General features: G+C 52.0%; 19 protein-coding genes and 2 tRNA genes. 7 read left to right on the top strand and 14 right to left on the bottom strand.

What is annotated here, in order from left to right; genetic code table 11:
• Positions 1–80 precede the first annotated feature (80 nt).
• The 9 genes from JR338_04955 to JR338_04915 form a co-directional block, all read right to left on the bottom strand.
• Positions 81–1,268 (bottom strand): class I SAM-dependent rRNA methyltransferase, encoded by a 1,188-nt coding sequence (locus JR338_04955; GenBank protein ID QRN84095.1) that lies wholly within the window; start codon positions 1,266–1,268, stop codon positions 81–83.
• Positions 1,265–3,292, bottom strand: a complete 2,028-nt coding sequence (ligA, locus tag JR338_04950) for an NAD-dependent DNA ligase LigA (protein ID QRN84094.1) — start codon at positions 3,290–3,292, stop codon at positions 1,265–1,267. The genes JR338_04955 and ligA overlap by 4 nt, the downstream gene beginning before the upstream one ends.
• A 67-nt stretch (positions 3,293–3,359) precedes the next feature.
• Positions 3,360–3,431 (bottom strand) — tRNA-Arg (locus tag JR338_04945).
• A gap of 67 nt (positions 3,432–3,498) precedes the next feature.
• Positions 3,499–4,497 (bottom strand): PrsW family intramembrane metalloprotease, encoded by a 999-nt coding sequence (locus tag JR338_04940; protein QRN84093.1) that lies wholly within the window; start codon positions 4,495–4,497, stop codon positions 3,499–3,501.
• A gap of 114 nt (positions 4,498–4,611) precedes the next feature.
• Positions 4,612–5,262 (bottom strand): DUF2344 domain-containing protein, encoded by a 651-nt coding sequence (locus JR338_04935; GenBank protein ID QRN84092.1) that lies wholly within the window; start codon positions 5,260–5,262, stop codon positions 4,612–4,614.
• A 1-nt stretch (position 5,263) separates the two neighbouring features.
• Positions 5,264–7,168 carry a TIGR03960 family B12-binding radical SAM protein gene (locus tag JR338_04930; protein ID QRN84091.1) on the bottom strand — a complete coding sequence of 635 codons (1,905 nt, stop codon included), beginning with the start codon at positions 7,166–7,168 and terminating at the stop codon, positions 5,264–5,266.
• Positions 7,140–7,928, bottom strand: coding sequence for an SDR family oxidoreductase (locus JR338_04925; protein QRN84090.1), 789 nt, complete (start codon positions 7,926–7,928; stop codon positions 7,140–7,142). Before JR338_04925 ends, JR338_04930 begins: the two co-directional genes overlap by 29 nt.
• A gap of 8 nt (positions 7,929–7,936) precedes the next feature.
• Positions 7,937–8,224: a DUF503 domain-containing protein gene (locus JR338_04920; protein QRN84089.1), complete on the bottom strand. Its 288-nt coding sequence runs from the start codon at positions 8,222–8,224 to the stop codon at positions 7,937–7,939.
• A gap of 45 nt (positions 8,225–8,269) precedes the next feature.
• Complete coding sequence (locus JR338_04915) at positions 8,270–9,037, bottom strand: fumarylacetoacetate hydrolase family protein (protein QRN84088.1); 768 nt, start codon at positions 9,035–9,037, stop codon at positions 8,270–8,272.
• 45 nt (positions 9,038–9,082) lie between these two features.
• Here JR338_04915 and JR338_04910 point away from each other — a divergent pair.
• The 6 genes from JR338_04910 (at position 9,083) to JR338_04885 (ending at position 13,344) form a co-directional block, all read left to right on the top strand.
• A tRNA-Val gene (locus JR338_04910) sits at positions 9,083–9,156 on the top strand.
• A 387-nt stretch (positions 9,157–9,543) separates the two neighbouring features.
• Complete coding sequence (locus tag JR338_04905) at positions 9,544–9,855, top strand: hypothetical protein (protein ID QRN84087.1); 312 nt, start codon at positions 9,544–9,546, stop codon at positions 9,853–9,855.
• A gap of 41 nt (positions 9,856–9,896) precedes the next feature.
• Positions 9,897–10,280: a hypothetical protein gene (locus JR338_04900; protein ID QRN84086.1), complete on the top strand. Its 384-nt coding sequence runs from the start codon at positions 9,897–9,899 to the stop codon at positions 10,278–10,280.
• A gap of 97 nt (positions 10,281–10,377) precedes the next feature.
• Positions 10,378–11,448 (top strand): WD40 repeat domain-containing protein, encoded by a 1,071-nt coding sequence (locus JR338_04895; protein QRN84085.1) that lies wholly within the window; start codon positions 10,378–10,380, stop codon positions 11,446–11,448.
• A 443-nt stretch (positions 11,449–11,891) separates the two neighbouring features.
• Entirely contained in the window at positions 11,892–12,248 is a 357-nt protein-coding gene (locus JR338_04890) for a winged helix-turn-helix transcriptional regulator (protein ID QRN84084.1), read from the top strand.
• Positions 12,249–12,294: 46 nt separating this feature from the next.
• Complete coding sequence (locus JR338_04885) at positions 12,295–13,344, top strand: arsenic resistance protein (GenBank protein ID QRN84083.1); 1,050 nt, start codon at positions 12,295–12,297, stop codon at positions 13,342–13,344.
• A 98-nt stretch (positions 13,345–13,442) separates the two neighbouring features.
• On the opposite strand, the gene JR338_04880 is transcribed toward JR338_04885, so the two are convergent.
• Positions 13,443–15,389 (bottom strand): S8 family serine peptidase, encoded by a 1,947-nt coding sequence (locus JR338_04880; GenBank protein QRN84082.1) that lies wholly within the window; start codon positions 15,387–15,389, stop codon positions 13,443–13,445.
• Between the two features lie 240 nt (positions 15,390–15,629).
• On the opposite strand from JR338_04880, the gene JR338_04875 reads away from it, so the two are divergent.
• Positions 15,630–16,364 carry a nucleoside 2-deoxyribosyltransferase gene (locus JR338_04875; protein QRN84081.1) on the top strand — a complete coding sequence of 245 codons (735 nt, stop codon included), beginning with the start codon at positions 15,630–15,632 and terminating at the stop codon, positions 16,362–16,364.
• Between the two features lie 3 nt (positions 16,365–16,367).
• Here JR338_04875 and modB read toward each other — a convergent pair whose 3' ends face one another.
• Genes modB through JR338_04855 form a run of 4 tightly spaced genes read right to left on the bottom strand, consistent with a single transcriptional unit; the run spans position 16,368 to position 20,953 of the window.
• Complete coding sequence (gene modB, locus JR338_04870; protein ID QRN84080.1) at positions 16,368–17,180, bottom strand: molybdate ABC transporter permease subunit; 813 nt, start codon at positions 17,178–17,180, stop codon at positions 16,368–16,370.
• A complete protein-coding gene (cysT, locus tag JR338_04865) occupies positions 17,170–18,012 on the bottom strand; it encodes a sulfate ABC transporter permease subunit CysT (protein QRN84079.1) in 843 nt (280 codons plus the stop codon). Before cysT ends, modB begins: the two co-directional genes overlap by 11 nt.
• Complete coding sequence (locus JR338_04860) at positions 18,012–19,055, bottom strand: sulfate ABC transporter substrate-binding protein (GenBank protein ID QRN84078.1); 1,044 nt, start codon at positions 19,053–19,055, stop codon at positions 18,012–18,014. Before JR338_04860 ends, cysT begins: the two co-directional genes overlap by 1 nt.
• Positions 19,052–20,953, bottom strand: coding sequence for an ATP-binding cassette domain-containing protein (locus JR338_04855; protein ID QRN84077.1), 1,902 nt, complete (start codon positions 20,951–20,953; stop codon positions 19,052–19,054). The genes JR338_04860 and JR338_04855 overlap by 4 nt, the downstream gene beginning before the upstream one ends.
• Between the last annotated feature and the right edge of the window lie 128 nt (positions 20,954–21,081).

The raw sequence follows: 21,081 nt of genomic DNA, 5'->3' as shown, positions 1-21,081 counted from the left end.
ACCAAAGGATAATGCTCAAGATGGTGGGTTCAAAGGCGGAACCCACCCTACGAATAATTTCTTATCCTGATATCCAAGATTTATGCTTTGTGAACGACCAACCCCTTCAAATACGTCCCCTCAGGGAAGGCCAGATCGGTTGGATGGTCGGGGGCCTGACCGAGGTGATAGAGGATCTTGGCGTCCACTCCGGCGTCCAGCGCAGCATCGGCCACGATCTTCTGAAAGAAGCCCGCATCAATCCCGCCGGAGCAAGAATAGGTCATCAGCGTGCCGCCGGGCTTGAGCAGCTTGAAGCCGAGCAGGTTGATATCCTTATAGCCTCGGGCTGCTTTTTTCGCCTGAGCGGCCGTGGGGGCGAACTTGGGCGGGTCCAGGATCACCAGGTCAAACTGGGCAGCCCTGTCACGCTGGGCACGCAGCTCATGGAAGGCATCGCCCACGATCCACTCACAGCGGTCTTCGGGCAATCCGTTGAGCGCGACGTTCTTCTGGGCGGCTTCCAGTGCTTCTGCGGAGGAATCGATTGAGACGACCGATTCCGCACCGCCGGCCAGCGCAGAGAGGGTGAAACCGCCGGTGTAGGCAAAGCAGTTGAGCACTGATTTGCCCTCGGCGATCTCCCGGCACATCTGGCGGTTATCGCGTTGGTCGAGGTAGAAGCCGGTCTTTTGTCCAGCCACCAAATCAACCTGGTAGGACAGGTCGTTTTCCGTGATGATCAACGGCTGGTCTGGTAGAGTGCCACGCAGCAGCCCTGTGCGCTCCGGGAGGCCTTCAAGGGTGCGCACAGCCACATCCGAGCGCTCATAAATGGCCTGAGGAGCGAGAAGCTCTTCAAGCAGGTTGAGAATATCCTCCCGCCAGGCTTCCACACCCGCAGAGAGCACCTGCATGACCAGCGCATCGCCATAGCGATCCACAATTAGCCCGGGCAGGCCATCCGATTCGGCATGCACCAACCTATAAGCGTTGGTGTGCCGTTGGTCGATCCATTTTTCACGCAATTGGATGGCGTTTTGCAGTTTGGCCTTGAAAAATGCCGGGTCGATGGGTGTTTCTGCGTCCCAATTCCAAATTCGGGCTCGGATTTGCGATTCCGGGCTGAATGCGGCCTGGGCCAGGAAGCTGCCTTCGGCGTCATGGACGGCAATTGTCTCACCTGGGGCAGGCTGACCGCTGAGGGACTGAATGGCCCCGGAGAAGATCCAGGGGTGATGGCGGAGGACGGCTTTTTCACGGCCGCGTTTGAGCGTGAGTGTGTTCATTGGGCTTTATCTTTGATTAATTGTTGAAGGTCCGCTTCGGAAAGCGTGGGGATATTGAGCTGCTGGGCTTTCGTGAACTTGGAACCGGGATCGGCACCCAGGACCAGATAGCTTGTGTTTTTGCTGACGCTGCCGGTCACCTTGCCGCCCGCGCTCTCGATCAGATCTTTAGCTTCGTTCCGGCTCAATGAGGGCAGGGTGCCAGTGATCACGAAGGTCAGCCCGTCAAGGGGTTGAGGTCCGCTGGGGGCTTGTTGTTTGCTCACAGGCCAAACCCCACTGGCCTTGAGTTTGGCAAGCATTTCATGGTTATCGGGCGAGGCGAACCATTCCGTCAGGTCCTCAGCGATGGAAGGTCCGAAACCTTCAATTGATTCGATCTGTTCGCTGGTGGCCTGGCTGAGTGCGTCAAGGTCATGGTAGCGCCTGGCGAGATCCTGGGCGGCAACTTCGCCGACCCCGTGAATGCCCAGGGCGTTGATCAGACGGGCCAGGGGTTGGGACTTGGAAGCTTCAATCGCTTCTATTAAATTATCGGCTTTCTTTTCACCGAAGCCATCAAGTTTCAGGAGATCGGCCTTAGTCAGGTGGTAAATTCCTGAGAGGTCATGCAGAAGCCCGGCATCCACCAGCTGGCGGACGGTGTTGATCCCCATCCCGACGATGTCCATCGCACCCTGCGAGACGAAATGCTCCAGGTTGCGGACCAGCTGAGCAGGGCAGGAACTGTTGACGCAGTAATAGGCGACCTCACCGGGGGGATTGACCACCGGTTCGCCGCAGGAGGGGCAGACCTTGGGGGGGACATAGGGCTTTTCCGAGCCATCACGGGCATCCACAACCGGCCCAATTACATAGGGGATCACTTCCCCGGCTCGTTTGATCATCACCCGGTCACCGATACGGATATCTTTCTCGGCAATGTAATCGAAGTTGTGCAGGGTGGCCTGTTTGATGATGGCGCCCCGGATTTCCACGGGTTTGAGGACCGCATTCGGCGTGAGCACACCGGTGCGTCCCACGCTGACCTCGATATTCTCCAGCTTGGTACTGACAACCTCGGCCGGGAACTTATAGGCGATTGCGCCGCGGGGGTCCTTTCCGACCACACCCAGGGACGCCATGAGATCCAGGTCGTTGAGCTTGATGACCATGCCGTCCACCTCAAAGGGGAACTTGTCCGGGTCGGTATTGACGGTGGCGTCAATTGCTTCCTGGATCGTGTCCACTTTTTTGGAGGCGGCTGCCACGGGGAAACCGAGTTTTCTCAGGTATTCAAGCGTTTTCCATTGGGTGGTGGGGATATCGCCATTTTCGTGATCTACAATCGTATAAACCAGCATCCTGAGTGGCCGCTGAGCCGTGATCTTAGGGTCAAGCTGGCGCAGGGAGCCGGCTGCTGTGTTACGGGGGTTGAGGTAGGTCTTTTCGCCTGCTTCTTCCAATTGTTTGTTGAGTTTGTCGAAGTCCGCCTTATAAATAAGCGCCTCACCGCGCACATAGAGCACTTCCGGTGCGGCGGGGCCGTCGGGGCTGACGGGGATCCGAAGCGGCAGGACATTGACCGTCCGCAGGTTGGTCGTGATGTCCTCGCCAATTTCACCGTTACCGCGCGTTGCGCCCTGGGTGAAAACCCCGTTGTCATAGCGCAGGACCACGGTCAGGCCGTCCAACTTGGGTTCCACCGTGAAGGCGGACTGAGTGACCCGATCATCCAGTTTGGCGATCCGGTTATACCAATCCAGCAGGGCTTGCTTGTTATAGACTGCAGCCAGACTGAGGATTGGTGCAGGGTGGGTGACCTTCTTAAAACTTGAAAGAGGTTCTGCCCCGGCGCGTTGGCTGGGAGAGCCTGAAGTTATCCAATCAGGATGTAATTTTTCTATTTCTTGAAGTCTTCGATATTTTGAATCGTATTCAGAATCACTTACGATTGGGGAGTCTTGAACGTAATAATAGTATCCATATTTACGTAGATCTTCTTGGAGTTTCTCATATTCTTTCCGCTCATTATTTTCTGGCATGAGAATTCCTTTTAAATCATTGTCGAATGGGATAATTAATTTTACACGAAGAGACCTTAAATAAAAATATTCCCGCTGAGACTCGAACTCAGATTTACGGCTCCGGAGGCCGCCGCCTTATCCATTAGGCCACGGGAACATGCGAATGGCTTAGCATTCAAGCAGAACAATTATACCTAAAATTCTCTAAACGGCTAGAGTTTGGCTTATTTTAATAGGGCTTGCGAGAGCTGTTTGGTTTCTTCACGTAGTTTTTCCACCTTCTGGGCGTTACCCTTTTCTTCACCCACCCGAGCCAGCAGTTTCTTCTTGATCGCTAATCTGGCTGCTGTCCGGTAGAAGCGGTTGACCGGCTGGTAGTGCCCGGTGAAGAGCGCTTTGGCCCTTTGCCGGTTCACACGGGTGGCGGCGATGGCGTTTTGATATTGTGCTTCCGTCAGCGTGTCAAGGGCGACTTCATCCGCCAGGTAGGTCTTGATTTCGCGATTCTCCAGTGCCATGGCGATCAGGATAAAGATCAGCATGGCGAACCAACCTACCCAATCCAAAACCGCAGAGAGCGGGATCAATGCTGTGCCGGGTAGGAAGCTGGCAATGGTGTTGTGGAGGGAGTGGGCGAAGATAGCTATTGCAAGACCGGCAATCGGGGCGGTGATCTTGACGAAGAGGCTGCGGTTCAAGCGGGAAGCGGCCAGCCCGATCCCGAAAAATGCGGTATAGAAGGGGTGCTGCCAGCCAACCAGCAGGATGCGGATACGTGCCAATTCCCAGAACCCGGCCCATCCGTATTCGGCAAAACCATAGGCGTAAATGTAATAGGCGTTCTCGGTGGCGGCAAAACCCAATGCAGCCACGCCGGCATAGAGGATGCCATCCAGAAGCGAGTCGAATTGATTCCGGAAGGCAAAGAAGACCATTAGAACAGCGAAGCCCTTGAGGATCTCCTCGATGAAGGGGGCTGTCAGGGAGGTGGTGACCAGGTTGGATGCTGCTTCGGAACCTGTGACGACGAAGAGGCCCAGGCCCAGGACGGTGTTGACGATGAACGCCCCTCCCGCTGCCACCACAGCGCCCCAAAGGAAGACCCCAGCCAGCAGGATGAAGGGTTCCTTTTCATAGCGGTCAAACCAGTGCAGCAGATAGGCGAAGAGCAGCGCTGAGGTGAAGCTGATGACGATTGATGCGAGAATGCCAGAGGTTTCCATGGGTAATTCTCCAGTTATTAGTTAATGGTGCGCTCAACTACGGAGCACACCCTACAGAGCGGAGCACACCCTACAGAGCGGAGCACACCCTATAGAGCCATAAGTTGATACAACTTAGGCCTTAAGGATCAGTCCCGTCCGGCAGGCCAAATATTGGGTGTTGGTAAATCCCAGCTCTTCCATAACCTCATCGGGGCGACCGGTCGCGCCGGGTTCGGCGTTGAGCCGCATCCACAGCCCAATTTCACCGTCATCTGCTTTGGTGACTTTCAGATCGAGGATCAGCGGCCGCAGGTCATAGGTTTTATTGCGCCGCACACGGGGGAGTTGATCGGCTGCCAGCAGGGCAGCCACTTTGTCCTCAAGTTCGCTTTGCGGCTGGGGATCATAAAAGGTGATCTGATACTCACTGGCGCTCATCTGTTCCTGCAGGGCTATTTCCTGCCGGGAGACGCTGGTCACCTCCTGAATATCCAGCCCAGGCGGTGCGTTTTCTGCCAGATGCTTCCTGACAGTCTCGGTTGGGAGGGGGACGTCCATCCAGAAATCCAACATCTCAGATTCACTGATCACGCCCAGGGGTAGCGCAGAGGCCAGGTTAAGCCTGGCGCGGGGGTTGAAGCCCTGCGAATAGCGGATGGGCAGCCCACTGCGGCGCAGAAGGCGCTCCCAGAGGCGCTGCATGTCCAGGTGCCCGGTAAAACGCAGGCTGGGCCCTTTGGCATATTTCAGACGGATACGGGTGATTTGTTCTTGTTCGCTCATCTTAGGGGCACTTCCAGCCCCCATCGGGGGCAACCAGGCGGAGTTCATTGAAGGCGGAGAGTATCCCGCAGCCATAGCAGCCGCCCCGACAATCCGGGCGGGTTTTGCCCTGCAGGCTCCATTGGTAATCGGTTTTGAGGAAAGATTTTTTCACACCGGCGTTTATGTGATCCCAGGGGAGGATTTCATCGAGCCCGCGAGCGCGGTGACTGTAGAAATCGGGGTCCAGACCTACCTCTGTGAAGGCTGCCCGCCAATGCGCCATGTTGAACTGATCCGACCAGGCATCAAACCTTGCGCCATTCTGCCAGGCTTTGAGGATCACCTCCGAAAGCCGCCGGTCACCACGGGAGAGCCAGGATTCCAGCAGGGAGGCTTCAGGGTCATTCCAGGTCATCTTGACCTTGGCGCCGTGCAAGCCCTGGTGGAGGATATCCAGCTTCTGTTGGATGGACTCGAGCGAGTCAAAGCCGACCCACTGGAAAGGCGTATGCGGCTTGGGAATGAAGGTGCTGATCCCGGCATGAACGCGGGTGCGTCCGCCGGCAATCTGCCGGCCTTCATAGAGCACAGCCTTGCAGAGTTCAGCGATCGCGGCCACGTCCTCGAGCGTTTCCTGAGGATGGCCGATCATGAAGTAGAGCTTGATGGTCTTCCAGCCATGTTTGAAAACGGAGCGGACGGTATCCATGAAGGCTTCGTCGCTGATCGGTTTATTGATGATGGCGCGCATGCGCTCCGTACCAGCCTCGGGGGCCAGGGTGAATCCACCGCCAGGCGTGAGGGACTGGAGTTCGTCCATCAGGTCTTCGGTGAAGGATTCGATCCGCAGGGAGGGCAGGGTGATATTGACCTGGCGTTCCTGAAGCAATTCGCGTAGCCCATTGATCAATGGGATGATCTGGGAATAGTCTGATGATGAAAGCGAGAGCAGGCTGACTTCTTCATAGCCTGTCTGGTCCAGCCCGGTTTTCAGGGCGGTGAGGATCTCATCCAGCGGTCGCTCACGGATCGGGCGGTTGACCATCCCCGCATGGCAGAAGCGGCAGCCGCGGGTGCAGCCCCGCATGATTTCCACGCTAACGCGCTCCTGCACTACTTCCACATTGGGGACCAGGAAGCGGGTGAGGGGTGGGGGCAATTTGGCGTTGATCCGCTTGACTATCGGCAGCGCAAGGTCCGGGCTTTCGGGCGTGACAGCGGCAATCGTGCCGTCGGCGTTGAAATCCATCTGATAGAGAGATGGGACGTAAACCCCCGGGATTTTCGCCAGGGCTGCCAGAAGCTCTTGCTTGCTACCGCCAGCGGTTTTCCAGGCCTGATGAGTGTTTACCACATCCACAATAGCTTCTTCGCCCTCACCAACCACAAAAGCGTCCACGAAAGGTGACACGGGTTCGGGGTTGTAGACCGACTGGCCGCCGGCGATGATCAGGGGATGGGATTCGTCCCGGTTCGCACTGCGCAGGGGCAGGTGGGCCAGGTCGAGGATGTTTAGGAAGTTGGTGTAGAGCGTTTCATAGGGCAGGCTGATGCCGAGGATGTCGAAATCCGCCAGGGCGCGCTTGTTTTCCAGGCTGTAGAGCGGAATATCGTTCTCCCGCAGAGCGCTTTCCATATCGAGCCAGGGTGAATAGGCCCGTTCCGCAGCGATGTCCTCCCGTTGGTTGAGGATGTCATAGAGCAGCATCAGGCCGAGGTTGGATTGGCCGAGGTCGTAGATATCGGGGAAGACCAGCGCTATATGGGTGCGGACTGAGTCCCAGGCTTTGATAACCTGGTTCAGTTCGCCGCCGACATAGCGCCCGGGTTTGGTTACGGTAGGCAGGATGCGTTCGACCCTCCGCCAGAGGGTCTCTTGAGATGAATTGGGCACGTTAGAAAGTTCCTTTATAGCTGCCGCCATCCACTGTGAGCATGACGCCGGTGATGTAGGAGGCAGCGGGTGAAAGCAGGAAGGCGGCGGCGTTGGCGAATTCCTGAGGGGATGCCATGCGACCCAGCGCACTCTGCTGGTTTTGTTTTTCAATCTCCTGTTCGCGGGTGGTGCCGTTACGCTGGGCACGGTCCGCCAGGAGTTTCTCAACCCGTTCGGTTTGGGTCCACGAGGGGAGGATCGAATTGAAGCGGATCCCGTCCTCACCCAATTCCAGCGCAAGGGTTTTGGTCAGCCCGACGGTGGCTGCCCGGACGCTGTTGGAGAGCACCAGAGCAGGGATCGGCTGTTTGACCGAGACTGAGGTGACCGTGAGGACTGAAGGGGTGTCTGACCGGCGCAGGGCCGGCAGGGCAGCGCGGATCAGGCGCACGTGGCTGAGGAAGGCCAGTTCCACAGCGGATTGCCAGGCAGCGTCATCCACATCCTCAAAACGCATTGGCGGTGGACCGCCTGAATTGGTGAAGAGCAGGTCCAGCCCGCCATAGGCTGAGACGGTCGCCTCAACCAACTTTTGGGGTGTGGCGGGGTCGCTGACATCGGCAGGCAGGGTCAGTACCTCTGCTCCGAGTGCTGTCAGTTCGGCTTTAGCCCGTTCCAGGTTCTCTAGATTGCGGCTGTTGATGGCCAGCCGGACACCTTCGGCAGCGAGAGTCTTTGCCGTGGCGAAGCCAAGCCCGCTGCTGGCACCCGTGAGCAGGGCAATCTTTCCTTTTAATCCCAGGTCCATAATGATCCTTAGTTGATAATTTCGATTTGTTCATCCGTGAGCGGCAGGTCGGGCCAGTGCGTCTCGAGATATTGAAGCACACGGGTCAGGACGATCTCTGCCTGGCGACCGCTGCCCGAGGCACACGCCACCAGCAATCCACAGCTCTGCCAGAGGTCCTGGTCGTCAACCTCCGCCACCGAGACGTTAAATTCCCGGTGCAGACGGGCGATCACAGGCTTGATCCGGCCGCGTTTTTCCTTGAGGGAGTGACATTCCGGCAGGCGAAACGAGAGACGCAGAATTCCGACACTCATGGTCTAAATTTAACCGGAGGTGGGGCAAATGTCAATTGATTGGGGTTAGTCTGCTTCGCTCAGGACGGGGTTGGTCAGCGTGCCCAGGCCTTCAATGGTGATGCTGACGCTGATGCCCGCCGTCAGGTCGCCGACACCTGCTGGTGTGCCTGTCAGGATCAGGTCGCCGGGTTCGAGGGTCATGATCGAGGAGGCGAAAACGATCAGCTGCGGGATAGTGAAGACCATATCGCGGGTGGAGGCCATTTGGCGTAATTCGTCACCGACATGGCAGGTGATGAGGGCATCGGAGGGGTCGAAATCCGTCTCGATCCAGGGGCCGAGGGGGCAGAAAGTGTCGAAGCCCTTGGCGCGGGTGAAGAGGCGGTCCGAACGCTGCAGGTCACGGGCGGTGACGTCATTGGCGATGGTGTAACCGAAGACGTGGTCCATGGCGTTATCCGGATGGATCCAGCGGCCCTGTTTACCAATCACCACAGCCAGTTCAGCTTCGTGTTGCACCTGGCGGGATTGGGGTGGCAGGATGATCGGGTTGCCCGGTGCGGTCAAACTGCTGGGCGGCTTGAGGAAGAGCAATGGAATCTCATCCACGGGGTTATCCATCTCTCGGGCATGGGCTTCAAAGTTGCGGCCCACACAGATGATCTTGGATGGCCGAACAGGGGGCAGGAGCGTGACCGTTTCGACCGGGAATTCCGGGTCGAGCCGACGATAGGCGCTGAAGGGGTCGCCATCCAGCTGACCGACAAGGGCTTCGTGCAGCCAGCCATACCGGGGGGAGAGATCGGGGGTTGAGAAGCGAAGAATTTTCATAATTTAGATATCAATTCAGATGTTCTGCGGTATAATATTCTCGTTGGGCGGGTAGCTCAGTTGGTTAGAGCGCATCTCTTACACAGATGAGGTCGCAGGTTCGAGCCCTGTTCCGCCCATTATACCTTCGAATGGGGGTGAATTTCGAGAAGGTGATGAAGAATTAAGTCTAGCATGAACTGGATTACAAAAGCTGTCAGGAAAACGGGGAGTCTTTCAGAGAAATTACCATGTTTATAAAAATACTCACAGGGATAATATATTTAGTCATAATCATTATTGCATTTAGGTTGGTTTATTATCTTTGGCGGTATCCGAAGGACAAAATCCTCTCATGCATCGTTAAGCCATTACTAATGTTCATCATTTTGTACTTCAGTTCTGAGTTATTAATGATGTCTCAACCGTCTTCTGAGGCAAGTAACATACTTGTGCCATATTTCTTTGGTTGTTGTCTGCTACTTGGGTTATCAAGTTTTTTGGTGACTCGAGCAATAGAACGAATCATGAATGGCGAGGAGATTTTGGGAATAAACAAGGAGAAGCTTCAGACTATTTTTAAATATTCTCAAAAAGGCGATAAGCCGAAAACGAGCTTTACGAAGGAAATTACCAAAAAGTGTGATGACAAATTAATCAATTTTCCAATCAAGGGAAAAGTTGACGGTTGGGCATTCCGCATTGATGAAATATCGCAGGGCTATTACCGGGTTGAGGGGATGGACCGGTACGGTAGGATCGTATCAAGGGATGGGATTGATCCGGATGAATTGCTTGAACAGTGCGTCAACGATGTTAAGAAAATAATGAAAGATTAAACTGTCTAAACACTGCAACGTGACCCAATGAGGTAAGTGAAATGAGAACAGCTTTAAGAATGTTCGCGCTCCTCGTGATTTGCCTGCTGCTGGTTTCCTGTGATAACAACCCTCTTCATTATCAGGATGAGCTTCAGCAGGGGCAGCGAGATGGTGATTTGATCATTGCCGTGATTGATGTATACAACGCAGATCAAGGCGTATATCCGGAAGATCTCGATAGCCTGGTACCGGATTACTTGGATGAAATTCCGAAAGCACCTCATGGCCGGTTTGAATACAAGATATCGATCTATGGAACACCTGAGGTTTCTTTTGATATTTTCCGACATTTCCGCAAGAGTTATTCCTGTAATTCTTGGGTGCATTCGACCTTGGGTAGAATTTGGGATTGCGGTTACTGTTTCAACAATTGTGACTGGTAAGGAATGCATCCGACCGTTTTATGTTCAGTTACACTTCTTGGCCCCTTTGTGAATCAAGCGCGGTGGATTATTCCTGGATGATTCAAAGTTGGTGGTGATGAAAATTAAACTGCACAGCTTACTGGTTTTCTTATTCGGATGTCTTTTTCTACTGACCTCGTGTCGGCCACAGGTTAGTGAGGTTGAGGATGCCGCAGAGGCAATAACCTCCCAACTGATGGCAATAAAAGACGGCGATCCGTTCATTCTGAATGCCGATCAATTTTCTCCCAATGGAGAATGGTTTGTTGTGCAAACCCAGATATCCGATGACTCAGAAGATCCCTGGGCTTTTGTGGGCTATTCGCTGATCAATCCAGATCTCATTCTCTATCAAGATGAGGAGGTTGGCATTGTCTATGGCGCTGAGTGGGCTGCTGATAGTACTGCCTTTATTTCAGATGGATATGATCAACCGGGGTATTGTCCAAATAAAAATAAGGTAGTCATCTACAAAATCGATCCGGAAAATGAGGTTCTGACTACCAATGCTTTCCAGTTTGAGCACAGCGGATGCACGCAAAAATCCTGGTCACCGGATGAAACTCAAATTGCTGTCCATGTGGACCCAGATACAATTTATATCCTCGACAGGAGCGGAGAATTACAAAACGAACTTACGTATGCCCTGCCTGATGGGTATAGTTCGCAAATGTTTTGGGGAGACAGGGGATTGTACTTCATTCATAAAAAGGGTGCGATAACCAAAGTAAATTTAGTCAACCTTGAAGATGGCAGCACCAACAATATACTGAAGACACCTAATAGGCTTGTGTTGGTTGGTTTCAGCAATGAATATGATCTGATGGTCATGCAAGATGGATTAAATAGCACCCTTTGGCTGTATGACCTTGAAGACATGTCTGTAATAGGATCTTTTGACTTTCCAAGTGAGGCATTGAATGTTTATTTTTCTTCAAATCCAAGAGAAATAGGGATTTCCGCTGTTGGTAAAGAGGGGTCGGATTTATTTGTCCTTGATTATCGTCGTGGAAGTCTATCGAATTTTGGCAGTATAAAAAGAATTAGCGGATGGAATATCGTCTATCAAGGATATTTGATGTTGGGAGGGGGGCATTCAGATTATAAATTATGTGGACCAATAGAATCGAGTTATAGAACTCGATAATTAATTAAATTGAAGTAAAAGAGGCTGACCAATTGGTCAGCCTCTAATTTTTATACTAGCTAGTTATTCTATTGAACGATAAATGTGCTGGACGCTGAAGTATCATCATAGCCGGTCATCGAGGCGGTTGAGTCGATGGTGTAGGTGCCCTTACTATGAAGTCAGTTTTAACCTTGAAGGTGACATTGATGGAAAGAAACAATCTTAGTTAATTTATTCGATTTTGGTGTTCAATGGTTGGCGAAAGACTTTTATGGAGATGGCAGAACATCGCTGGGGGATGAATTTCGGCCTGATAAAAAGGTGATCACTTGACAGAAGAGCTATTAACTATATAATTCAATCTGCATTGAACTAATTGAGGATTTATTTGAACATCAAAGTCTTTGAGGGTCAGGTAAACGGTTTTTTATGTTGTTGTCAAAAGAGACAGGTTGGGAAATATGAGAGCGGAAGAAAGTTTAAATCAACCGATAGATCAGCTAGCAACTGTATTAAAAGTTCTCGGGGAGCCGAATCGTTTATTGCTGCTGAACAAAATCATCGAAGGTATTCAGTGTAACTGTGAGTTAGGCAAATCATTATCCTTATCTGCTAATTTGGTTTCTCATCACTTGGCAATCCTATGTGATTCAGGTCTTGTGAAGGCAAAGAGGGATGAAGATGATGGGCGCTGGATTTATTATTCGATCAATGAAGAGGCGTTTGATCAGATCAAATTATTCTTTGATGAATTCTTTGATAAGGACAGAATTCAGCCCTGTAAGGATATTTGTGGTCCGAAAAATACTGTATGTTGAAATGTTCATCAAGTGCACCATTCAATCATTGTGAGGACTGATAATTATGGAATCTGCAGAAAAACACATAAGTACGTTTGAAAAATTTCTTGCCATTTGGGTCGCGCTTTGTATGGGCGCTGGCATCTTATTATCAATACTGTTGCCTGGAATTGGGGAGAAAATCAATTCATGGCAGATTAGGGGTATTTCCATACCAATAGGTATATGTCTATTCCTAATGATGTATCCCGCCATGTTGAATATCCAATTTTCAGAAATCAGAAAGCTGCGAAAGAATCCTTTACCCATTTTGCTCACAATGATTTCCAACTGGCTTGTAGCGCCATTATTAACTGCAGTACTGGCAAATTTGTTTTTACAAGATAACCCGCAATTACTCGTTGCTGTCATTTTGTTGGGCTCGAGTCCCTGTACTGCCATGGTGTTGGTATGGGGAAAGCTGGCTGATGGCAACCAAGAGCAAAATGTAATCAACACCAGTTTAAACACAATTACGATTATGTTCTTCTATGTTCCAGTGGTCAGTTTATTGACTGGCATCCAAGGTATCCCTTTGGATCGAGGTTTGCTATTGATTTCCGCTTTAGTATTCATAGGTTTACCTATGGTGCTTGGAATTTTCACCAAGAGAGTACTAATCCAATGGAAAGGTGATTCCTGGTTTACCCAAAAATATCGCCCTGTTGTTGGAAAAATATCTACTATTGCCTTGTTATCAACTTTGGTGATTCTCTTCTCTTTAAATGGTCAAGTGCTTTTGCAGAATTTTGATAAGTTGTTGCTTGTTTCAATCCCTCTATTGTTAGGTTTTGTTCTTGTCGTAGGCTATAACATCTTGATGACCAAGTTGTTCAAGCTTAAATATCGGGAAGCAATTATCACGGTCTTAATTGGATCATCCAGCCATTTTGAAATTGCGATTGCATCTGCCGTTGCACTGTATGGTGTCGGTTCCGAAGCTGCTTTGGGAACGACAATGGGATTGTTCTGGGAGGTGCCAGTTATGTTGAGCCTGGTTGCTTTTGGAAAATGGCTTAACTCGAAGGGCTTTTGGGCAGGTTCAACAAAGGTTGAGATTGAAGAAGCAGTCTGATAAGGATTCATTCTCTATGCAATTGATTTAATGGATTTCTGACAATAAAAGAGGCTGACCAATTGGTCAGCCTCTAATTTTTTTACTAGCTAGTTATTCTATTGAACGATAAATGTGCTGGACGCTGTACCATCATCATAGCCTGTCATTGAGGCGGTTGCGTTCACGAGATAAGTGCCGTAACCTGTCTTGCCAGCGTTGATCTTGAAGGACATGCTAGCAATACCATCTGCGCCAGTGGTGCCGGAGAGGCTCACGGTCTTGCCGGTGGAGCCGGTCACGACCACGGAAACTGATGCGCCGGCAACCGGATCGCTATTGTCATCCACCACGGCAACTTCAATGGTCGCTGTTTGGCGGTTGGCAAAGACGGTGCCTTCGGCGGGGGCCACAATTTCAGCAATGAGTGCGCCAGTTGGTGGCGGGGGTGGCGGAGGTGTCACGCCGCCCTGCAGATACTCGAGAGCAGCCGCAGCCTGTACCAGACCATAGCCAAAGACCGAATCACGGCCAGCGGCACCGAGATCAATCGCAGTTGCGTTCAATGCTTCGCGGATCTGAACGTTGGTCCAGGAGGGATTCGCGGACCAGATCAGAGCTGCCACACCGGAAACGTGCGGGGTAGCCATGGATGTGCCGCCCCAAGCTTCGTAGCCACTGGTTGGCCAGTCATGGGTGCTGGTGATTGTCGCAACGTTGCCCAGTTCATTGGCGACTAGATATTGGCCGTCTTCCTGGCTGAGGGATACACCGATGATGCTGGATGAAGCGCCATCGCCCAGGGTACCCAGGAAATTGCCAGGTTCATTGTTATAAATCACGGCAGCTGCGCCGCCACTATTCTGAACATTCATCACCTTGTCATAGAAGGAGATGTCGCCGCGGGAACAGAGAACGACTTGACCGGACCAAGGGCCGGTGGTGGTGCAGAGACCACCATCAACGAAAGCGCCGGATGCTGTCCCTAGAGCACTGTATTCAATATGATTGGCGATGTAATCCACGCCAGCCACACTGACCAGGTTAGTGTCAACATAAGGAATGGTGGATAGAACGCCCACACCGGGAGCAGCAATTTCCACTTGATCATTTTGTTGGGAGAAATCGGCTATATTCAGCGCAGAATCGACTGCTGCTACAGAGACGACGGAATCATAAGATCCGGGATATTCATAAGCGCCGGGGGTTTCTTGCTGTTCATTACCGGCTGCAGCAATGGAAAGGATGCCAGCAGCATAAAGTTCATCAAAGGCGCGCTGTTCTTTCCGGCTGGAGGTCACGCCTCCCAGGCTCATGCTGATAACATCAGCGCCGTTGTCACGGCAGGTGTAAATAGCGCTAACCAGGTTTGAGGCACTGGTCCAAACGCCATCATCATTGAAGATCTTGACAATGGTCAAATTAACTGTACCGGGGGTCACACCGACAACGCCGATGCTGTTGTTGAGGGCGGAAATGGTGCCTGCAACATGGGAACCATGACCTTCGCCATCCCGAGTGTAGTCATCGTCTACCTGGGACAGACCAGTGGTTGAATCGATCAAATCCTCATGGTCAGCATAGTAACCCGTGTCGATAATGCAGACGGTGATACCGGAACCATCAGGAGCACCATCGTCAACAACGGCGTCATAATCTGCATCCCAGACTTCACGGGCCTGAACGGCATCGATACCCCAGGGAATAACCTGGCCATTGACATCCACGGTATCATCGGGACCGGGGGCAACGGCTACTTCTACGGGGTCGATAGCATAGCGAACCGGATCCTCTTCAACATCGATCACAAAGGGATTGTTCACGATGCCATTGAGGGCCGCTTCAGGAAGGGTGACCACATAGGCTTCCAGTTCAGGGAAGTCATAGTGGAGTTGAGCTTTGGCCTTGTCGAGGGCCTGGAACACTTCCGCTTTCTTGCCGCTCTGATAGGACACCCAGACTCGCACGGTGTCTTTCGGAGCCGCCGTAACCGGTGTGACCGCGATAAATAGCATTATCACGATCATGGCGAAAGTGAACCATTTAGTTCGTTGACGTAACATCATTTTTACCTCCAAGTAAAGAATTGATAGTTAATTATATACCAGGCATAAAAATTATGTCTAGCCGTATAACCTAGTAAAAATTAAAAATAGATTAGAATAAATAAAAATTTAATGAAATATTAACCAAACATCAAAATTAATAGCGGAAAAATCTACCTGAGGCTTTTTTTGGTTATACTTAGGAAACCTAGAATTTTTTCGCTGTTTTTATCATACATGAGAGCAGGCTCAGGAGTGAAAATGCCCAAAACGACACAATCCCATCCAAAGAATGAACCCTATACGATTTACGCCGCTGGCGGCCTTTTCACCTATCGTGAATTGGCGATGAACCTTGCCATAAAGGAAGCGATTTGGGAACAATCCAGCGGGAAATATCAATTGATCCTGCCGCAATCGGAACAACCGGAGGGATTTGAGCATCCGGATGTGTCAATCCAGATCCGAAATACAGATCTCTGGCATGTGATGCGGACGGACTTGCTGCTGGCACAATTCGACGGCCTGGAGTTGGACGCAGGAACGGTGGCGGAGTATATGATGGCGAAATTCCTGGCAAAACCAACTGTGATCCTGCGCAGCGATTCGCGCCGGATGGAGAACGCCGGGTTTGATGAGCCCTATAACCTGATGCTCAAGAATTACCCGAGAACTGTGGTTTTACATATCGATTCGCTAACGGATTATCTGAATCGTTGGGAAAAGATCAAACCTGAGAAACAGGATCCACTTGGCTTTGGTGAATTAATTAGGATTGAAAAACAGGCGATGGCGCAAGGGGTCAGTGACCTGGCGGCTCGGATCATCGCGGCTTTTGATGAGGCTCTCGAGATGACTTCGCCTTATTCCGAAGCAATGAAGAAGGAAATTTATCAAGCTGCGAGGCTGATGCCCGGCAGCGGATTTGACCAATTTGTTTCTGAGGATGATCTGGAAGATTTGATTAGCCGGCTGCAGTCACATGGCAGCTTATAAGCATTAGACTTGACTGCGTTTTCGCTTGAGCGCATCGGCGATCAGGACCAACAGGACGGAAAACAACCCCAGGACAATTGCAGCGACATAAGCATCCGTATATTGGCGTTCGTCCAACGAGCGGAAGATGTAGAGGGTTGCGGTTTCCGTGCGTCCCTGCACGCCGCCGCCGATGACTAACACAGCGCCAAATTCTCCCAGGGCCCGGGCAAAGGTGAGTGTCATGCCATAGATGAGGGCAGTTTTGAGTTGGGGGATAATCACCTGCCAAAAGATCCGCCACTTTGATGCGCCGAGAGTGGCAGCGGCACTCTCCTGTGAAAGGTCCAATTGCTGAATGACGGGGACCATCTCGCGAACCATGAAGGGCAGGCTGACGAACAACGTGGCCAGGAACATGCCTGGCACTGCGAAGGCCACCTGGATATCGAGTGCATCCAGAAGCGAACCGAGATGACCGTTGCGACCAAAAAGCAGCAGAAGCATATAACCGACCACAACCGGTGAGAGGGCAAAGGGGATATCCAGCAGACCGTTGATCAGTGCCTTACCAAAAAATTCCTGGCGGACGAGAACCCAGGCGGTCAGTGAGCCGAACACAGCCTGTACAAGCACAACAACTATCGCAATCCTGAAGGAAAGCCAAACCGACTGCAGGAAGGGGATCGAGATAAGGCTCTGCCAGGCAGCCTCCAGACCATTCTGGAAAGCGCCTTTGATTAATGCGCCGATGGGTGCCGCGATCAAGAAGCCGAGATAGGCAATGACCAGCGTCAGTAACAGCCAGCCGCCTAAGCTGCGGATGTTAGTTTTCATGCCGTGCTCCCCAGGATTTTTGAATTTTATTGGCAACCATCAGAATGATGATCGCAATGGCGAGGAGCAATAAGGAGACGGCACTTGCGCCAAGCCTGTTTTCAGATTCGACGGCGCCCAGAACATAAACTGCCGCTGTCTGGGTTTTCAGGGGGATGTTTCCTGCCACAATGACGACCGCGCCAAATTCACCGACAGCCCTCGAAAAACTGAGCAGCGACCCACTGATTAATGGGGGGAGTAAGGTTGGCAGGACGACAGTGCGGAAGGTGTACCAGGGCTTAGCGCCCAGTGTTGCTGCGGCATCTTCTTGAGAGAGGTCCAGGTTCATCAGGACGGGCTGGATGCTTCGGACGACAAAGGGGAAGGAAATGAACAGCAGTGCGACCACGATCCCGGGTGGGGCGAAGATGATATCCAGTTCGATTTTCTGTGAAAGGAAACCGCCCAGCGCGCTTTGTGGGCCATAGAGCATCACCAGCATCACACCGGTCACCAGGGTTGGGATGGCAAGCGGCAAGTCGACGATCGCATTCAGGAGCCGCTTGCCAGGGAATTCATAACGTACGAGAACGTAGGCGGTTGCCAGTCCCATGATGGCATTGATTAGGGTCATGAGGGCTGCCGTCCATAAGGTCAGCAGGATGGCGTGTTGAGCGATCGGAACACTGATCTGATGGACCAGGCCGCTCAAGCCTTCCCGAAACCCATCCTCCACGATGACGATTAAGGGTACAAGGATCATCAACGTGACATAGAGGAGGGCGGGGACGCGCAAGAACCATTTTGACACTCCGGTTTCCCGGCCTCCCTGATTTAATGCCAGGTTCATTACTGCGCGTCCCCTTGAGCAGATGCAATTGCTTGGTTATAAATACCGTCTTCGCCAAAGATATCTGTCATGATGGCATCCCAGCCACCGAAGTAATCCACTGTGAATATATCCTCCACTGGTGGGTATTCAGCTTCATTTTCAGCAGCGACATCTTCATTGACCACCCGCAGGCCGAATTTTGCAAAAATTGCCTGAGCTTCCGGGGTGAAGAGGAAGTTCACGAAAGCTTCGGCCACTTCGCGGGTACCGTGTTCATCCACTGAGGCATCCACAACCGCAACGGGATTCTGGATCAGAATAGTGGAAGATGGAATGACACGTTCATAAGTCTGGCCGGATTGACGCCCAACCAGGATCTCATTTTCATAGGTGATTGCCAAATCACCGATCCCCATTTCGAAGTTGAGGATGCTATCTCGGGCGGCTTTGTCCATCACGCTGACATTTTGGAGGACCTGAACGAGGAAGTCATAGGCGGCATCCGGGTCATCCCCCGGCACACCATCGACCTGACCGCGCAGAGCAGCGCCATAAACAGCCAGTACATTCCACATCGCACCACCGCTGGTGTTGGGGTTGGGGGTCAGAACTTCCAGTCCCGGCTGGGTCAGGTCCGCCCAATTGCTGACGCCTTTAGGATTGCTTTCCCGGACGGCAAGGCTGACGACGGAGGTGGTGACGATGCCATTGTTTTTCGCCGTTTTCCAGTCGTGAGTGATCAAGCCGGCATTCTGAATGCGGTTTACGTCCGCTTCCAAAGAGAGGGCAATCACATCCGCTTCAAAGCCCTCCACCACTGCCCGGGATTGGGCCCCGGAGCCAAGGTAGGATTCTTCAAAAATGACTTGCTGACCGGTTTCTTCGAACCAATAAGCCTGGAAGAGGGGGATGATCTCACCATAGGCTTCACGGGGTGTGGTATACGCGGCCAGGATCAGGTTGATCTGATCACCAGTGGGTTCTTCGGCCACTGAGGAGCAGGCCCCAAGCGAAACAGCCAGTATGGCAATTATTAAGAGCGTTTTAAAATTAATTTTCATTTCGATCTCCTGATGTTTTCCTGCAAGCGTTGCAGTTGATGTGAGCGAACGATTAGGAAAGAACAATCCTCCACCGTTGTCAGGATGGATTTGATCAAACCTTCCAACTCAAAATGTCCAGAGCGGCCAGGCAACGGCGCCCCTAACACAACCAGGTCATAATCCTGTTGCTGCATTTCTGCCTGGATTGCTGAGAGAATGTCACCTTCCCGGATCAAAACGTTGGATTGCACACCGAACCGGGCCAGGCTGTTTTGTCCATCATTGAGGAAGCGCTCCACACGCGTGTATTCATAATCATCAACATCTGTCTCAGGCAGCACGGTGAGCAGGGTGGCTTCGGCCCCAAAGTGGCGCAAGAAGCGGCCGGCGAAGAAGACATTGTCTTTGCCAGGTTCGCCGCTTGCCAAAAGGATCAATGCCTTTTGTAACTGAGCCGTGGGTTGGGTTGCCAGGAAAAGGTGCTGCTCGCCGGTTTGCAGAATTTGCTCAGGCTGTTCAATGCCAGCCGTAGGGCGCCATCCCAGAACAGCCAGGTCGTAAGGTTTTTCATCTGCCACTTTGGTCACAGCTTTATTGAACGGCTGATCGGAGAGTTCAACCTCCAGGGAGGCCATTCCGCTGCCGACTTCCTTACGGGCATCCAGCAAATGATCTTCCAATTTGGCCTGGTCCTGACCAATCCCCAGAATCGTCACCTGGGCATGTGCCATGCGGCCCAAATAGCCGCCCTGGATCAGCGCGGATTGGCTGCGTAGGGTACCATCGGAGAGAATTAGGAAATTTAAACCAGGGTGGGAGAGTACATGCAAACGCCGAATCCCGACCCATACTTGTTGGTTCATTTCGATTGGAAAACTGGTGCTTTGTTCTGGTGAACGATTGACATCCATCACGAAGCCGGGGATGCCATATGGTGTAACCGGTGATATAGCCCGGACACCTTTAATTGGAGGCATCTCTACGCGGAGATGTTCATTGGGGCCATTGAAACCCATCTCAATGACCTTGCCCTGACCAAGTGGCAGACCGCTTAGATTGGTCTCAGCCTTGGCCAGGTCAATGTCCTCAGGCCGGGAGAGAATTTGCGCCCGATGGCCGGCATGAAGATCGTAGGTCTCCGCTGGAATAGGAAAGCCATGAGAGCCCAGGAAGACCTCATGACCATTGCGTTGTCCAAGCAGCAAATTAGCTGATCCGAGGAAGGAGGCCACATATTCCGTTTTGGGGAATTGATAGAGCTCATGTGGCGTTCCAACCTCGATCAGCCTTCCATAGTTCATTACGCCGATCCGGTCCCCCAGGTCAAAGGCCTCTTCCTGATCATGCGTTACCAATATTGCGGCAACCCCTAGTTGCCGCTGAATCTTCTTAAGACTTCTGCGCAGTTCAACCCTGATTTTGGCATCCAGTGCACCGAGAGGTTCGTCCAATAGCAGAACATCCGGTTCAATGGCCAGGGCTCTTGCCAGGGCGACTCTCTGTTGCTGTCCCCCGGAGAGTTGGGCTGTCATTCGGTTTCCCAAGCCAACCAGACCGACCATTTCCAGAAGTTCATCCCGCCTTCGCTGGCGTTGTTCCATTGGAACTTTTCGAACCCGCAGACCAAACTCGATGTTCTGAGCAACGGTCATGGATTGAAAAAGGGCGTAATTTTGAAAGACAAACCCAATATTGCGCTTCTGAGGTGATTCGTGGGAAACATCCCGGCCATGCAGCCAGACCCGCCCCTGATCCGGTTCGATCAGCCCGGCGATGATGTTTAGAACGGTGGTCTTTCCACTGCCGCTGGCACCCAGCAGCACAAAAAACTCGCCGTTGTCAATTTCCAGGTTCACATTATTGACGACAACCTGGCGGCCGTAATATTTACTGATATTTTCCAAGCGAATCGACATTAAATCCTCTGACTGAAAAAGAGCCAAGCATTGGAGCCTGGCTTTGATTTCCATTAAATTCTACTCAGAGGATGTGACCGGCATCGTGATAGCTATGTGACAAACGTGTGATATATTTTGGGGTAAAA

Source organism: Chloroflexota bacterium (genome assembly GCA_016887485.1).
In the GTDB taxonomy this organism is placed as follows: Bacteria; Chloroflexota; Anaerolineae; order Anaerolineales; family Anaerolineaceae; genus Brevifilum.
This window is presented reverse-complemented; position numbering and strand designations above follow the sequence as displayed.